The sequence below is a fragment of the Streptomyces litchfieldiae genome (assembly GCF_031845365.1).
Taxonomy (GTDB): domain Bacteria; phylum Actinomycetota; class Actinomycetes; order Streptomycetales; family Streptomycetaceae; genus Streptomyces; species Streptomyces litchfieldiae.
Genome location: NZ_JAVREL010000002.1, coordinates 365,808 through 380,497 on the forward strand (window position 1 = coordinate 365,808; position 14,690 = coordinate 380,497).

Annotated in this window: 13 protein-coding genes, 1 tRNA gene and 1 pseudogene; 6 read left to right on the plus strand and 9 right to left on the minus strand. The window is 73.0% G+C overall.

Annotation, left to right across the window (positions count from 1 at the left end; all coding sequences use genetic code 11):
* Positions 1-80 precede the first annotated feature (80 nt).
* The 8 genes from RM590_RS05220 to RM590_RS05255 all read right to left on the minus strand — a co-directional run bounded on the left by RM590_RS05220 (position 81) and on the right by RM590_RS05255 (position 6,179).
* Complete coding sequence (locus RM590_RS05220) at positions 81-632, minus strand: SigE family RNA polymerase sigma factor (protein WP_311703165.1); 552 nt, start codon at positions 630-632, stop codon at positions 81-83.
* Positions 633-769: 137 nt separating this feature from the next.
* Positions 770-1,687: a glycoside hydrolase domain-containing protein gene (locus tag RM590_RS05225; protein WP_311703166.1), complete on the minus strand. Its 918-nt coding sequence runs from the start codon at positions 1,685-1,687 to the stop codon at positions 770-772.
* Positions 1,688-1,912: 225 nt separating this feature from the next.
* A complete protein-coding gene (locus RM590_RS05230) occupies positions 1,913-2,206 on the minus strand; it encodes a hypothetical protein (RefSeq protein ID WP_311703167.1) in 294 nt (97 codons plus the stop codon).
* A 168-nt stretch (positions 2,207-2,374) separates the two neighbouring features.
* A complete protein-coding gene (locus RM590_RS05235) occupies positions 2,375-3,112 on the minus strand; it encodes a hypothetical protein (protein ID WP_311703168.1) in 738 nt (245 codons plus the stop codon).
* Positions 3,093-3,650, minus strand: coding sequence for an RNA polymerase sigma factor (locus RM590_RS05240; protein WP_311703411.1), 558 nt, complete (start codon positions 3,648-3,650; stop codon positions 3,093-3,095). The genes RM590_RS05235 and RM590_RS05240 overlap by 20 nt, the downstream gene beginning before the upstream one ends.
* A gap of 537 nt (positions 3,651-4,187) precedes the next feature.
* Positions 4,188-4,412, minus strand: a complete 225-nt coding sequence (locus RM590_RS05245) for a hypothetical protein (RefSeq protein ID WP_311703169.1) — start codon at positions 4,410-4,412, stop codon at positions 4,188-4,190.
* A 411-nt stretch (positions 4,413-4,823) separates the two neighbouring features.
* A tRNA-Ser gene (locus RM590_RS05250) sits at positions 4,824-4,910 on the minus strand.
* 42 nt (positions 4,911-4,952) lie between these two features.
* Complete coding sequence (locus RM590_RS05255) at positions 4,953-6,179, minus strand: S1C family serine protease (RefSeq protein WP_394813789.1); 1,227 nt, start codon at positions 6,177-6,179, stop codon at positions 4,953-4,955.
* A 312-nt stretch (positions 6,180-6,491) separates the two neighbouring features.
* Here RM590_RS05255 and RM590_RS05260 point away from each other — a divergent pair, with 312 nt between their 5' ends.
* The 3 genes and pseudogenes from RM590_RS05260 (at position 6,492) to RM590_RS05270 (ending at position 8,901) form a co-directional block, all read left to right on the plus strand.
* Complete coding sequence (locus RM590_RS05260; protein ID WP_311703171.1) at positions 6,492-7,283, plus strand: glycerophosphodiester phosphodiesterase; 792 nt, start codon at positions 6,492-6,494, stop codon at positions 7,281-7,283.
* Positions 7,284-7,358: 75 nt separating this feature from the next.
* Positions 7,359-7,857: pseudogene (locus RM590_RS05265) on the plus strand (ATP-binding protein); the annotation flags it as partial.
* Positions 7,858-7,923: 66 nt separating this feature from the next.
* Positions 7,924-8,901, plus strand: coding sequence for a DUF5926 family protein (locus RM590_RS05270; RefSeq protein WP_311703172.1), 978 nt, complete (start codon positions 7,924-7,926; stop codon positions 8,899-8,901).
* A 223-nt stretch (positions 8,902-9,124) separates the two neighbouring features.
* On the opposite strand, the gene RM590_RS05275 is transcribed toward RM590_RS05270, so the two are convergent.
* Positions 9,125-9,790 carry a bifunctional DNA primase/polymerase gene (locus tag RM590_RS05275; protein ID WP_311703173.1) on the minus strand — a complete coding sequence of 222 codons (666 nt, stop codon included), beginning with the start codon at positions 9,788-9,790 and terminating at the stop codon, positions 9,125-9,127.
* Positions 9,791-10,184: 394 nt separating this feature from the next.
* Here RM590_RS05275 and RM590_RS05280 point away from each other — a divergent pair, with 394 nt between their 5' ends.
* From RM590_RS05280 to RM590_RS05290, 3 genes are all read left to right on the plus strand, one after another.
* Positions 10,185-11,546: a PP2C family protein-serine/threonine phosphatase gene (locus tag RM590_RS05280; protein WP_311703174.1), complete on the plus strand. Its 1,362-nt coding sequence runs from the start codon at positions 10,185-10,187 to the stop codon at positions 11,544-11,546.
* 70 nt (positions 11,547-11,616) lie between these two features.
* Positions 11,617-13,077, plus strand: coding sequence for an aminopeptidase P family protein (locus RM590_RS05285; RefSeq protein ID WP_311703175.1), 1,461 nt, complete (start codon positions 11,617-11,619; stop codon positions 13,075-13,077).
* Positions 13,078-13,285: 208 nt separating this feature from the next.
* Positions 13,286-14,656: a hemolysin family protein gene (locus RM590_RS05290; RefSeq protein WP_311703176.1), complete on the plus strand. Its 1,371-nt coding sequence runs from the start codon at positions 13,286-13,288 to the stop codon at positions 14,654-14,656.
* Positions 14,657-14,690: the final 34 nt, after the last annotated feature.

A 14,690-nucleotide genomic window follows, 5' to 3' on the forward strand; every position in this document is an offset into this window, starting at 1 on the left:
GCGCGGTCGCGCGCGAGCGGTGGGTGTCCGGTGATTGTGCGGGCGGCGGGGCCGCCGGGGCATTAGTACGGAGCTACCAATTACGCGGCCATCGCCTGGCTGTCCCGGTGTGCGACCTCGGCCAGCTCCTCGTCCTCGCGCAGCTTGGCGAGGGCGCGGGAGACGGCGCTCTTGACGGTGCCGACGGAGACGCCGAGCACCTCGGCCGTCGACGCCTCGCTGAGGTCCTCGTAATACCTGAGGACGACCATGGCGCGCTGGCGGGCGGGGAGCTTGACGACGGCGCGCCACATGGCGTCGCGGATCGCCTGCTGCTCCGCCGGGTCGGGCTCCGGCAGCGGGTCGGGCTCGGGCAGCTCGTCCACGGCGTACTCGTCGACGCGGCGCTTGCGCCACAGCGAGGTGCGGGTGTTGAGCAGGGCGCGGCGGACGTAACCGTCCAGGGCCCGGTGGTCCTCGATCCGCTCCCAGGCCAGGTAGGTCTTGGTGAGCGCCGTCTGGAGCAGGTCCTCGGCGTCGCTGGGGTTGGACGTCAGCGAACGGGCCGCGCGCAGCAGCACCGGGCCGCGGGCCTGCACATACGAGGTGAAGGTCGGCGGGGTCACCGTCTGGGCCGTCCTGGGCGTGGTCATGCCTTACAAATTAGGAGACATCACCCCCCGAACGGATCGGCCACAGGTCGCGATGACGCATCCCCCCCAGGGTGTAGAAGGGGTGCTGGCGCCACCTCCCAGAGGTGGAGGGGACCGCTCCTTTCCCTCAGGGGCGGTCAGGGATTCCCCTGGTGATCATCCGCCAGGACGGCGACCGGGGCGGCGACGAGGTTGCGGTCGATGAGGAGTTCCCGGCCGCCGTGGGTCTCGGGCACGTCGCCGGCGTACTGGTGGATGCGGCGGTCCGGCTGCCAGGCGGCGGGGTCGAGGGCGGGCTCGGCGTGCAGGGTGGGCTCGGTACTCCAGCGGGCGTACCACAGCACCTCGGGCAGGTCGGGGGTGCCGGCGAGGCGGGCGTTCTCCAGGTGGGCGATGCCGGAGGTGGCGCTGGAGTAGTAGCCGGGGATGAAGCCGGCGGCGTCGAGGCGGTGGGTGAACCCCTGGACGAACGCGAGGGTGGTGGCGGCGCAGCCGGGGTCCTGGTGGTCGTAGTCCTCCATGTCCAGGTAGATGGGGCTGCCGGGGGCGAGGCCGAGGGCCTGGGCGGCGGCGATGGCGTCCTGGGCCTCGGCGGCGCCCTGTTCGCGGGGGCGTTCGGCGTCGATGGGAACGCGGTTGGTGCCGGGCAGGCGGGTGCAGGGCGACTGGGAGCCGACGTAGAGGGGGAGCAGGCGCCAGCCGAGGTCATGGACGGCGGTGACCCAGTCGGGGGTGAGGTGGGGCTGGCCGGGGCAGCCGCGGCCCCGGCCGCCGATGTAGACGCCGACGGCGCGGTAGGGGGAGGCGAGCCAGGCGCGCATGGTGTCGAGGTCGGGGGCGTCGCAGGTGTCGAACGCGGGGCCGCGGTAGATCTCGGCGCCGGCGGCGGCGAGGTCGCCGGTGGTGGGCGGGGGTGCGGGGGTGTCGGCGAGCGCGGGGGTGGAGGGGAGGAGGGTGAGGAGGATCAGCAGGGTGGGCAGGGTGAGCAGCGGGAGGAACCGCGACGGGCGGTTTTGCCGCGACGGGGCGCGGCCGGTGTGATGGACATACCGCATGGCACGAGTGAAGGCCGGGCGCGGGGCGCGGGCGGCGGTGACACTCCCGGGGGCGGAGGCGTTCATCCGCACGGCGGTGCGGGCGTTCCGGTCCGTTCCGTTCGGAATGAACGAACCGCGCGGCCGCTCCCGAGGGAGAGCGACCGCGCGGCGGCGTGACGTTCCTGCTGACTCTGCCGGCCGGAGTCGCTTGTGCTGGACAGCGCCCCGGCTGGGCCCGGCCGGCTAGTCGACGAGGAAGAAGTTGAAGGCGGTGTCGGACTGGTCGATGTAGGCGAAGGCGGGGCCGATCACGTTCGCGACGTTGCTCTCGTTGGAGTTGCCGAGACCGACGGCGGACTGCTGGGTGGTGGTCGAGTTCCCCAGGTTGTCGTCGCCGACGCCGCTGCCGAGGCTGCCGACGTTTCCGCTGGCCAGTGCGGCCTGGTCGGCGGCCTGGGCGACGCCGGCGGCGACGCCGAGCAGCAGCGGGACGGCGGCAAGGGTGGTGACGGCGCGAACGATGCGGGTGTGTGCCATGGGTCAATTCCTCCGTGGAATCACGTGCTTGGGGTGTACTCGGCAGTCGGCCGGGCTGCCTCGAATGGAGTACGACGTCGCGGCATCAGAATTGCCCACCTGACACCTCAGCACCACTCAGCGCAGTCGTATTCGCCCGCACGCGTGACCTCGGGGGATTAAACTCGTTCAGCCTGCGGCGGTCAGCTCTTCGATTCGCTTGGCGAAGTCGGCCGCCGGCAGCGGTAGTTCGATTTCGTCGACGAACTGCACGGCGTCCGGCACGTAGTGCACCACCGCCGCGGCGACCTCCGTGAGGTAGGCGCGGTCCCCGCACAGCCGGGCCAGCACCCGCAGCACCAGCGCGGGGCTGCTGCCGTCCTCGGCCTCTTCCTCCTCTTCGGCGGCCTGCGCGTGGCCCTGGGGGTCGGCCTGCCGGTGCCACAGCTCGGCCTCCCAAGTCTCGCCGAGGGTCATGTGGTGCAGGTAGAGGCAGTAGGCGGCGGCGCCGTCCCCGGCGCCGGCGGCGAACTGCCACCAGAAGCGGGCGCTGTCCTCCCGCCCGGCCAACTGGAGCACGCAGCCGAGAACGCGCGCGCCCTCCGGCTCCGGAACGCGCCCCCCGAGGAAGCCGGCCATGTGCTGGAGCGCGCCGTCCTGTTCGACGACGGTGCGGCAGAGGATCGCCAGGTACTGGGCGATCTCGGCGTCGGCTTCGTGGGTCTCGGTGTTGTGGGCCTCGGCGCTGTGGGCCTCGGCGCCGGGCTGGCCCGGCCGGGCGACGCGGTCAGCGATCCGCGCGGCGCGCTCGGCGATCCGGGCCGCGATGCGGGCCTCGGCCGCCGCGATCTCCTGGTCGCTGTAGTTGAGGGGGCGGTCGGCGAGGACGGCCCGGGCCAGCGCCTGCTCAATCGACCGGACGGCCATCCTCGTTCCTCCCCTCTTCGTCCTCGATGCCCGGAACGTCCCGCAGGCCGAGCGCCTCCTTGAGCCGGTGCCGCGCGTACCGCGCGGTGGACCGGACGCCGGGCACGCTGATGCCCAGGATGTCGGCGGTCTCGGCGGTGCTGTAACCGATGCAGTAACGCAGCACGATGACATCGTGCTGGCGCTCGGGCAGCTCTCGGATGGCCTGGTAGATGGAGAGGCTCTCCTCCAGCTCCCCTATGGGGTCGACCGCCGAGTGCAGGGCGTGCGTCTCGAACGCGGCGGTGTCCATCACGACCGGCCGGCGGCCCCGGGCCCGGGCGGCGTCGATCGTCCGGTGCTTCAGGAGGGTCCAGGCGTATCCGGCGGGGCTGTCCAGCCGGAGCACGGTCGGCCACTCGGCGGCGAGCTGCTCGAAGGCACGGTCCACGGCCTCCTCCGCGTCGGACCGGGCACCCAGGTAGAGCTCGGCCCACCGGACGTACGCGGGCCGGTAGAGCTGGTGAAAGGCGCGGAAGTCCGCGGGCAGCGGCGACAGCGGAGCCACACCGGTTTGCCGCGCGGGCAAGGAGTCGGTCACCGGACCTTCGGGTCCTCTCGTCGAGTCTTCGTGAATGGGGTGCCTCTGCCCCTTATAGCGACCGGCGGCTGCCGATCGTGCATGGCGGACGACAGGAATCTTACGGAACGAAGCTTTTCAGTTACGAATTGGATCAACGTCGGGTCAGCGGGCACCCGCATAAGGCCAGTTGAGCGGCAACGCCCGCCCCCGCCGAACACCGCACCCAGGCTGGCAAAGTCCCCGTCGGATCACGGTAAACCGCCCGGGCCTGAGGCGTCGTCATCCGCACACAGCCGTACCCCCGTCAGATCACGGCTATCCACGGCGCCATGCCTAGCGCGCCGGCCCGGGCGCCCGATGCCGTGATGTTCATACGTCCAGCGTAACCAGGCCGACGACCCCGCCGACGCCGGATAACGGTCACCACGGCCACGACGCGGAACCACGCACTCGGCGCGCTGTCGCTGCCCGGGGGCGCGCAAGGCGTTCCACGCGCCCGTGCGGGCTCGGACCTCAGTAGCCGATGACTCGCCAGCGCTCGACCCACCGCAGCCAGCCCCCGCCCGTTCCGCGTATCTGCACGCGGTCGGCCTCCACCTGCCAGACGGTGCCGTAGAGGGTGGCCTCGGGGAGGTCCGCCCTGACGATGTCGTAGACCTCCAGGTCGTCCTCGACCGGCCGGGACCACGCGTGAGCACAGTGCTCGCAGAGGTACCCGACCACGTCACGCCCCGCCACGGACGCCGGCACACCCGGACGGACCGCCTCCACGTGGCACCGAGGGCACGGATCGGCGGTGTGCGCACCCACTGATCGGGACATTGCCCGATCGTGCGGCACGGCGGCGGAGCACGGCAACCCATCCGTCGCCAAGGCCGGCGAGCCAGGGGGAGTCCGGTGGAAGGGGGGTGGGGTCAAAGCTGCACGAAGTCCGGGGGCCGACAGGGCTCGCGGACCTCTTCTGAGCCACCCCCCTTGGCCGCCACACCCCGCGTTCGAGGCATCGGACCGGCCCAACACGCGGCAGGGCAGCGCTCACTGCTGACACAGGCGGGTGAGGGCGTTGGACAGCGGCCGGCCGACCGCCGGGAACGCCGACGGCCCCTGACCGTTCCTGCTGGTCAGGGGCCGTTCTCACTGTTCGGCGAGCGGAGGCGGTGGGATTTGAACCCACGGTGACGTTGCCGCCACGACGGTTTTCAAGACCGTTCCCTTCGGCCGCTCGGGCACGCCTCCCGGGTGCGCGGGGGCCGCGCACCCGGACAGCCTAGCGGCTGTTCATTGGTCGCCCACGCGTTCGCCGAGGACGATCGTCGTGGTCTGTTCCTGGCCGTCGCGTTCATAGGTGACCTCGACCGAGTCGCCGGGGGCGTAGGTCCAGATCTGGCTGATCAGCGTGGGGCTGCTGTCGATCAGCGTGTCGCCGAAGCGTGTGATCACGTCGCCGGGCTCCAGGCCCGCCTGGTCGGCCGGGCCGTTCGGGGTGATCGGCTCGGTGCCGTCGTTCGTGGCCTCGACGATCTGGGCGCCCTCCGTCTCGCCCGTCGCCGGCTCCACGGAGGCGCCGATGATCGGGTAGACCGGCTCGCCCGTCTCTATCAGGTCGGAGGCGACCTGCACGGCCTGGTTGATCGGGATGGCGAAGCCGAGGCCGATGCTGCCGACCTCGCCCATGCCGTTGCTGGAGCCGCGTATCGCCGAGTTGATCCCGATGACGGCGCCGTCGGCGTTGAGCAGCGGGCCGCCGGAGTTGCCCGGGTTGATCGAGGCGTCCGTCTGGAGGGCGTTCATGTAGGAGGCGCTGCTGCCCTGCGCGTCGCTGGAGGCGACCGGGCGGTCCTTGGCGCTGACGATGCCGGTCGTGACGGTGCCGGACAGGCCGAAGGGCGCGCCGATCGCGATGGTGGCGTCGCCGACGGCGACCTCGTCGGAGTCGCCCATCGCCAGCGGCTCGAGGTCGCGGCCGTTCAGGTCGGTCAGGCGCAGCACGGCCACGTCGTAGCCCTCGGCGCGGCCGACGACCTCGGCCTCGTACGTCTCGCCGTCGGAGAACGTGGCGGTGAGCGTGCCGCCGTCGGCGGCGGTGGCCACCACGTGGTTGTTGGTGAGGATGTGGCCTTCCTCGTCGTAGACGAAGCCGGTGCCGCCGGAGCCGCCCTCGGTGCCGCTGGCCGCCTCGATCGTGACGACGCTGGGCAGGGCCTCCTCCGCTATCCCGGCGACCGACTCCGGCGGGCGGGCGACGGTGTCGCCGTCGTCCGTCTCGTCGCTGACGATCGACGAGCCGCCGTCGCTCTCGTCCGCCACCACGTAGCCGACTCCGCCGCCGATGCCGCCCGCGATGATCGTGGCCGCGACGACTCCGGCGAACAGGCCGGTGCGGCGCTTGGCCGGCGGGGGCGGTGGCGGGGGGAACGCCGACCAGGGAGCCGGCGGCTGGGTGCCGTCGGCGGGCGGCTGGGCGGCCGGCTCGGGCATGAGCGGCGGCGGAGCGCCGTGCGCCATGGGCGGCGGGCCCTGGGGAATCGGGGCGGGAGCCGGAACCGGGGGACCCGCGGGCGGTGGCGCGGCGGCCGCCGGGGGCGACGGCGGAGGAGGCTCGACCGGCGGCGGTGCGGCCGCGGGTGGGGTGGCCGGCGGGCCCGCCTGCGGCTCAGGCGCACCGGCGGCTGGCACTTCCGGCTTGCCGGCGCCTTCGTTCTCGGTGCTCACAGCTTTCTCCTCAGGTGCACGACAGATGTGCGAGCAGTCTTTCCCATGGTCTGTCAGACGGACATAAACCCCGCCGGTGCTTCGCCCGCGTGGCACGATGTCGCGGTGACCGCCGACCGCCACCACCGCATCAAGGTCATCGCGCACCGGGGGGCCTCCGAGGATGCCCCGGAGCACAGCCTGGCCGCCTACCGTCAGGCCATCTCGGATGGCGCGGACGGGCTGGAGTGCGATGTGCGGCTCACGGCCGACGGGCATCTCGTCTGTGTACACGACCGCCGTGTCAACCGTACCTCCAACGGTCGGGGAGCCGTCTCGGCGCTGGAGCTGGCGCAACTCGCGGAGCTGGACTTCGGCTCGTGGAAGTCGCCGGCGGGCCGCACCGAGACGCCGGACTCGGCCGATCCGGAACGCACCACCGTCCTCACCCTGGAACGGCTGCTCCAACTGGTGGCCGACGCCGGGCGGCCGGTGGACCTGGCCATCGAGACCAAGCACCCCACGCGCTGGGCGGGTCAGGTGGAGGAACGGCTGCTGCGGCTGCTGGAACGGCATCCGCTGCCGGGCCGGGTGCGGGTCATGAGCTTCTCCGCGCGCTCGCTGCGCCGAATTCAGCTCGCCGCGCCGGAGGTGCCCACCGTTTTTCTGATGAATTTCCTGCTGCCGCGGCACCGCGCCGGCCGGCTGCCGCCGGGCAACCGGATCGCCGGGCCGGGCATCCGCATCCTGCGCCGCGACCCCGGCTATGTGGAACGGGCGCACCGGGCGGGGCACGACGTATACGTGTGGACCGTGGACGATCCGGCGGACGTCGAGCTGTGCGCGAAGCTGGGCGTGGACGCGGTGATCACCAACCGGCCGCGTACGGTGCGTGACCAGCTCGACCGCCTCGGCTGACGGGAGCTGACCGAAAGGGCCCCGGCTTTCACCCGGCGTGCCCCGGCGCATCCGCTTCGTATCCGATCATTACGACTGCGTCAACAGATGTCGCATGGCCGGTTTCCGTCGGATGCCCCGAGGGCACCAATCCTGTGGCGTGGGGCATAAGGAGGTCTCGGGGGTGGCTTTGGTGGTCACACAGCAGGTACCGACGTCGTCGATGTCGGTGCCCCACGGCCCATCAGGCGTGGGGACGGCACGGCGACGATTGCGCGCGGATTTGCGCGAAAGCGGGGCGTCGGAATCCGTTATCGAGGATGCGGTATTGATCCTTTCCGAACTGCTCAGCAATTCATGCCGGCATGCCCGGCCGCTCAATCAGAACCAGGAGATTCATGCCTCCTGGAGTCAGGACAGCGACGGCGCCGTGACGATCGCGGTCACGGACGGTGGCGGCCCGACCCGGCCGCGGCCCGCGTCGCCCTCCGTCACCGCCCGCGGCGGACGCGGGCTGACGATCATCACCTCCCTCGCCCGGGCCTGGGGCGTGCGGGAGGCGGCCACGGGTGCGGTGACCGTCTGGGCGGTCCTTCCGGCCCTGGGCGGCTAGGCTGCGGCGCACAGTCGTACGCTCATCCATCCAGGAGATCCGCACACCATGGCCAAAAAGCGCCGCCCCCGTCCTCAGCCAAGCGCCTCGGCCACGGGGCGGCCCACCGACGGCGACGTCCCCGTCGTCGGCGCCCGGGAGCCGTGCCCGTGCGGTTCCGGCCGCCGCTACAAGGCCTGTCACGGCCGGGCCGCCGCCCAGGCCGCCACCGAGCTGGTCCGCCGCCCGTTCGAGGGGCTGCCGAGCGAGTGCGACTGGGTCGCGCTGCGCGAGCTGGTCCCCGCCGCCACCGTGCCGCTGGTGCTGGCCGACGGCCTGCCGGAGGACGTTCCCTCTCTGACCCTGGGCACCGTGCTGCCGATGGCCTGGCCTGCGCTGCGCCGGGACAACGGGGAGGTGCTGCTCGGCCTGCAGAACGACACCGCCACCGGCGATCTCAGCCGCGACCTCGCCGACGTGCTGACGCGGGCGCTGACGACCACGCCGGGCAATCCGGTGTCGGCCGGCCGCCCCGCGCCCGACGGGCCCCGGCTCCAGGACCTGCTGGACCTGACCGCGCCCTTCGAGCCGCAGGTGCACGAGGGCTTCGACTTCTGGCTGGACGACGCCGAGAAGGCCACCGGCGACGTGGCCGCCTCGCTGGAGCGGGCCAACGCCGCCGCCACGCCCACCGCCCGGCTCACCGGGGTGGACGCCGCCTACTGGTGCAAGACGCCGGAGAAGAACCATCTGCGCTGGGTGATGCCGCACCCGGAGGAGCAGTTGCTGGACGCGCTGGCCCGGCTGCACGCCGCGGGCGCCTCGTCGCTGGGCGAGGGCACCCGGCTGGTGGGCTCGTTCCGGGCGCACGGGCTGACCGTTCCGGTGTGGGACCTGCCCACCGCGCAGGGCGCGGACGAGTGCGAGAAGCCGACCGCGGCGTTCCAGGAGCGGCTGGCCGAGGCGCTGGCCGTGACCGCGCCGCTCTCCGCCGACGAGCGGCGCGCGCGCAACGGCCTCACCAACCGTCAGATCACCCTGAACTGAGGTCCGATCGGGAGAGCCGACACCCCCGCACGGGGTAGTGATTCCGGTCACAACTCCCCCCATCCGACGCGAGTTCGGGCGATTGAGCGGCCTCGCGGGATTTGCGAATCCCCGATGAGTTGTTACCTTCTGAGGTGGGCCCGGTCGCTGGTGCATCCCCCGTCGCCAGCGATCGGGTCCTTTCATGTCGCCGTCGTCCGCGTGCGCGGCCGTTCATCGCACCTCAGTGCATGAGCCAGCCCCCGGGATCCGGCGCGGACAGCCCCGCGTCGGCCAGCACGTCCAGCAGGTCGCCGGCGCGCGGCAGCGCCACCTCCCCGTCGCGCGGCTCCGGCTCGCGCGCCCAGCCGACCCGGCCCGGGCCCGTTCGCGAGGGCGGCAACGGAATGTAGCCGCCCGTCCCGTGGAAGCGCAGCGAGCTGGGCACCCGGTCCAGGGCGGCCAGCAGCTCGCCCAGCTCGGGCAGTTCATAGGGCTCGACCAGCAGCATCCAGCGCGTCGGCCCGGCCACCACAGGGCCCGGCCGCACCCCGCGCCGGTCGAGCTCGGCCAGCGCCCGCGCGCCGGCCACCGCGGGCAGGCTCATCGCGCACGGCGCCCGGCCGCCGGTGGCCAGGATGATGGCCGCGCGCGGGCGCGCCGTCCACCACCAGTGGACCATCGGGCCGTCGGTCGTGGCCGCCAGCACATCGGGGTCGAGGGGATGCGCCCCCGGCACCACGCAGTCCGCGCGGGGGCAGCAGCAGCCGCCGTCCGGCCGGGCCTCGGCACCGGGCACGACCGGCCACCCCCACTGCCGCGCGTAGACCAGGGCGGCGCCGCGCAGCGCGGATCCCTGGTGACCGTTGCCGTTTCCGTTCTTGCGTCGCTCTCCGAGGATCTCGCGCATCAGCGCTCGTCCCTTCCCGTCGCGGGTCAGTTGCACCACGTGGAACACAGATCACCGTATGCAGCGGGTCGCGCTAGCGAGGAGCGGCGGGCACCGGGGCCTGGCCGCCAGTCGGTAGGACGTCAATTCTCAACGATCCGTTCCGATATGTACCCAGCCCGCCCGGCTCGATCCTCCGCCGGGCCCGTTCAGTCGACCGCGAGTTGACCGACCGAGCGCCTCTTTTCCGCCAATTTCCGCCAAACTCGTCCCGGCCCGGCCTGTCGGACCCGGAACCCGCCCGCTACCTGGGCATCATCCAACACGGCAGGACAATACTGGACAGCCGTCCGCTCCACCCGTTCCCGCGGAAAGTCCCATAGCGACGCACATCACATGGGGGTTCGCCTCGCACATGAGTACCTCACCCCCATCGAAAGTGGCTGGAATCCACCACACCCTGCCCACCGTGCCGCAGACTTCCCCGCCCGGCGACGACATCTCCCCCACGCGCCCGGGCGGCGTCCACGACCGGCTCGCCTCCTGGATCTCCGACCTCACCACGCTGCACGCCCTCACCGAACGCCTGGCCCGCGCCCGCACGCTCGCCGACGCGCTGAACGAAACGCTCCGGGCCGGCGCCGGGCTCATCGGCGCCCGCCGGGGGCTGGTCTCCCTCCGCCCCGCCGACGGCCTCGGCCCGGAACGGCTCGCCGGGCTCGGCCTCTGCCACGCCGACCTCGGCCACCTGGAGACCGTGCCGCGCGGCTTCGAACTCCCGCCGGACGCGGCCGGCCGCCCCACCGAGATCGTGCACCGCGACATCGCCCGCGAGACGGCCGACCCCCGGCACCGCGAGGTCGCGGCGAAGCTCGGCTTCGCCGCCAGCTACGCCGTGCCGCTCACCGCCGAGGCACCCGGCCACCTCGGCTGTGCGGTCTGGCTGTACGACCAGCCGGGCCAGCCCGACCACCGCCAGCGGCGGCTCCTCGCGCACTATCTGCGCGGCGCCGGCCAGCACATCGCCAACCGGCTGGAGTTGTGCCGCGCCCGCGCCACCGTCCGATCCGTCCACGAGGGGCTGCTGCCCACCCGGCTGCCGCGGCTGCCCGGCGTCTCGCTCGCGGTGCGCCACCGCAGCGGGCCGCGCGGCGGCGGCGACTTCTACGACGCGCTCGCCCTGCCGGACGCCGCCCTCGGCCTGGCCGTCGGAGGCACCACCGGCACCGGGCCCACCGCGCTGGCCGCCATGGGCCGGCTGCGCGCGGGCCTGCGCGCGTACGCCGTGATGGAGGGCGAGGACCCGGTCGCGGTGCTGTCCGACCTGGAGCTGCTGCTGCGGCTGACCGAGCCGGGCCGGTCGGCCACCGCGCTGTTCGGCTACGCCGAGCCCGCCGCCCGCCGCATCGTCCTCGCCTCCGCCGGACACCCGCCGCCGCTGGTCGTCGGCGCCGGCCGCGCCGTCTTCGCCGAGACCACCCTGTCCGCGCCGCTCAACATGCTGGCCTGCTGGGAGGCGCCGAGTGTGCACCTCAGCGTGGCCGAGGGAGAAACGGTCCTGCTCTACAGCGACGGCCTGTTGCACCGCACCGGCGAACCGCTCGACCGCGCCTTCGCCCGCCTCCAGGCCGCCGCCGCCTCCGCCGGCGCCGCCGCCCGCGCCGACCCCGGCGCCCTCGCGGACCACATCCTGGCCGCGCTGCTGCCCGACCTCGACGGGCCCGGCAGCGCCGACAACACCGAGGACGTCGTTCTCCTCGCCGCGCGTTTCGGGTGACCGCGGGCGCTGTCGCCCGGCGTTCCGCCCGACCTACGATGGAGCGAACCCGGAAGCGAGGAGGCGCGTCGTGGCCGACGAGCAGCAGGCGCAGGAGCAGGAAGCCGCCGAGAAGCAGAGCGAGGAGCGCAAGAACGGCGTGACGCGCCAGGTCTCCGACGAGCTCGCGGAGAACATGAAGCAGGGCTGGGCGGACACCGAACGGCGCGACCTGTCGCCCATTCCGCAGGCCGATCACACCGCCCGCCGCCGCGCCGAGCTGTCCGCCCGTTTCCCCGGCGAGCGCATCGTCGTGCCGGCCGGCCGGCTCAAGACCCGGTCGAACGACACCGAGTACCCGTTCCGCGCCTCCGTCGAGTACGCCTACCTGACCGGCGACCAGACCGAGGACGGCGTCCTCGTCCTGGAGCCCACGGGCGACACCGGCCACGACGCCGCGCTCTACCTGCTGCCGCGCTCCGACCGGGAGAACGGCGAGTTCTGGCTGAGCGGCCAGGGCGAGCTGTGGGTCGGCCGGCGCAACAGCCTGACCGAGGCCGAGCAGCTCTACGGCCTCCCGGTCAAGGACGTCCGCACGGTGACCGACGTGCTCCGGCAGGCCACCGGCCCGGTGCGCGTGGTGCGCGGCCACGACGCGACGGTCGAGGAGGCGCTGACCGACAAGATCACCGCGGAACGGGACGCTGAGCTGCGCGTATTCCTGTCCGAAATGCGGCTGATCAAGGACGAGTTCGAGATCGCCGAGCTGACCCGCGCCTGCGAGTCGACCGCGCGCGGCTTCGAGGACGTCGTGCGGGTGCTGGACAAGGCGCAGGCCACCTCCGAGCGCTACATCGAGGGAACGTTCTTCCTGCGCGCCCGCGTCGAAGGCAACGACGTCGGCTACGGCTCGATCTGCGCCGCCGGCCCGCACGCCACCACCCTGCACTGGGTGCGCAACGACGGCCCGGTCCGCGCGGGCGACCTGCTCCTGCTGGACGCCGGGGTGGAGACCACCGAGCTCTACACGGCGGATGTCACCCGCACGCTGCCGATCAACGGCCGGTTCGACGCGCTTCAGCGCCGTGTCTACGACGCCGTGTACGAGGCGCAGGAGGCCGGGATCGCGGCCGTCCGGCCGGGCGCGAAGTACCGCGACTTCCACGAGGCGGCGCAGCGCGTGCTGACCGAGCGGCTGGTCGAGTGGGGCCTGCTGGAGGGGCCGGTGGAACGCGTTCTGGAGCTGGGTCTCCAGCGCCGCTGGACGCTGCACGGCACCGGCCACATGCTCGGCATGGACGTGCACGACTGCGCCGTGGCGCGCCGCGAGACGTATGTCGAGGGAACGCTGGAGCCGGGCATGTGCCTGACGGTGGAGCCGGGGCTGTACTTCCAGCCCGACGACCTGACGGTGCCGGAGGAGTACCGCGGCATCGGGGTGCGGATCGAGGACGACATCCTGGTCACCGAGGACGGCAACCGGAACCTGTCGGCCGCCCTGCCGCGCACCGCCGACGACGTCGAGGAGTGGATGGCGCGCCTGCGCGGGTGAGTGGCGGGACGCGGCGCTGACGGGCAGGTGTCAAGGGGGCGAATCCGGGTACAGCCTGGGCACGCGGATGTGCGCAACCGCGTTGTTTGAGGCAACTTCTGCCGGAAGGGGACCGTGTGTCCGACCAGTCGACGGATCCTGACGGGCATAGTCCCGGACCACCTCGCCAGCATCCTGCGTGCCGCGGCACCGGGCGGGGTGGTGTCCGTTGAGTGCCGCTCTCGGCCTGCTCGCCGTGCTCGTCCTGACCGCCGGCACAGGCTATTTCGTCGCCCAGGAGTTCGCCTATGTGGCCGCCGACCGGCTGGCCCTGCGGCGGGACGCGGCGGCGGGCGACAGGCGGGCCGCCCGCGCCCTGAAGGTGCAGGAGCGGCTGTCGTTCATGCTCTCCGGCGCCCAACTGGGCATCACCGTCACGGGCCTGGTCGTCGGCTTCCTGGCCGAGCCGGCGCTGGCCGCGCTGCTGGACCCGGCGCTCGGCGCGGCCGGGGTGCCGGACGCGGCGGTGTCGGGCGTGGCGCTGGTGGTGGCGTTCGCGCTGGCCACGGGGATTCAGATGGTGCTGGGCGAGCTTGGCCCGAAGAATCTGGCGCTGGCCGTGCCCGAGCGGCTGGCCAAGGGCCTGGCCGCCTCAACGCTGCTGTATCTGCGGGCCGCCGGGCCGCTGATCCGGATCTTCGACGCCTCGGCGAACCGGCTGCTGCGCCGGGTGGGCATCGAGCCGGTCGAGGAGTTGCACCACGGGGCGACGCTGGAGGAGCTGGGGCATCTCATCGGCGCCTCGCACGAGCAGGGGCGGCTGCCGCACGCGACGGCCGAACTGCTCGATCACGCGCTGGAGTTCTCCGAACGGATCCTCGCCGGGGTGATGGTGCCGCGCGTCGAGGTGAACTCGGTGCGGGCCACGGCGCCGGCCGCCGAGGTCGTCGATCTCATCGGCGCGCACGGGCACTCGCACTATCTGGTGGTGGGCGAGCGGATCGACGACATCGTCGGGGTCGTCGGGGTGCGCGAGTTGATGCGGATGTCGCCGGAGCGGATCGCGCGGCGCACGGCGGGCGCGCTGGCGCGGCGGGCGCTGCTGCTGCCGGACACGCTGCCGCTGCCGGGCGCGGTGGAGCAGATGCAGGCCGCGGACGAGGAGTTCGCGGTGGTGCTGGACGAGTACGGCGGGGTGGCCGGGATCGTGACGCTGGAGGACATCGCCGAGGAGTTGGTCGGCGAAATCGCCGACGAGAGCGATCAGGTGGAGGAGCTGGCCGTGCCGGACGGCAGCGGCTGGCTGGTGGACGCCGGGCGGCGGGTGGACGAGGTGGCGGAGGCGACCGGGGTGCCGCTGCCGGAGGACGACGCGTTCGAGACGGTGGCCGGGCTGGTGATCGACCGCTGCGGGCGGTTCCCACAGGCCGGGGATGTGATCGTGGTGGAGCTGGCCGATCAGGCGCTGGCCAAGCTGGAGGTGCTGTCGCTGGACCGGCGGGTGCCGGCCCGGATCCGGCTGGAGCGTGCCGAACGGACCCGCGTCGCCGAACGGCCCGGGCGGGGATCCGTCCGCCAGCGCGAGGGGCAGCCCTCATGACCGGCGCGCGGGCCGCCGGGTCCGGGGAGGCGGC

Excerpts from the sequence above, each read along its gene's own strand:
- RM590_RS05235 (WP_311703168.1), bottom strand. The coding sequence starts at position 3,112 with ATGGCCGTCCGGTCGATTGAGCAGGCGCTGGCCCGGGCCGTCCTCGCC.
- RM590_RS05255 (WP_394813789.1), bottom strand. The coding sequence starts at position 6,179 with ATGGCGCACGGCGCTCCGCCGCCGCTCATGCCCGAGCCGGCCGCCCAG.
- RM590_RS05220 (WP_311703165.1), bottom strand. The coding sequence starts at position 632 with ATGACCACGCCCAGGACGGCCCAGACGGTGACCCCGCCGACCTTCACC.
- RM590_RS05225 (WP_311703166.1), bottom strand. The coding sequence starts at position 1,687 with ATGCGGTATGTCCATCACACCGGCCGCGCCCCGTCGCGGCAAAACCGC.
- RM590_RS05270 (WP_311703172.1), top strand. The coding sequence starts at position 7,924 with ATGGCCAAAAAGCGCCGCCCCCGTCCTCAGCCAAGCGCCTCGGCCACG.
- RM590_RS05280 (WP_311703174.1), top strand. The coding sequence starts at position 10,185 with ATGAGTACCTCACCCCCATCGAAAGTGGCTGGAATCCACCACACCCTG.
- RM590_RS05230 (WP_311703167.1), bottom strand. The coding sequence starts at position 2,206 with ATGGCACACACCCGCATCGTTCGCGCCGTCACCACCCTTGCCGCCGTC.
- RM590_RS05275 (WP_311703173.1), bottom strand. The coding sequence starts at position 9,790 with ATGCGCGAGATCCTCGGAGAGCGACGCAAGAACGGAAACGGCAACGGT.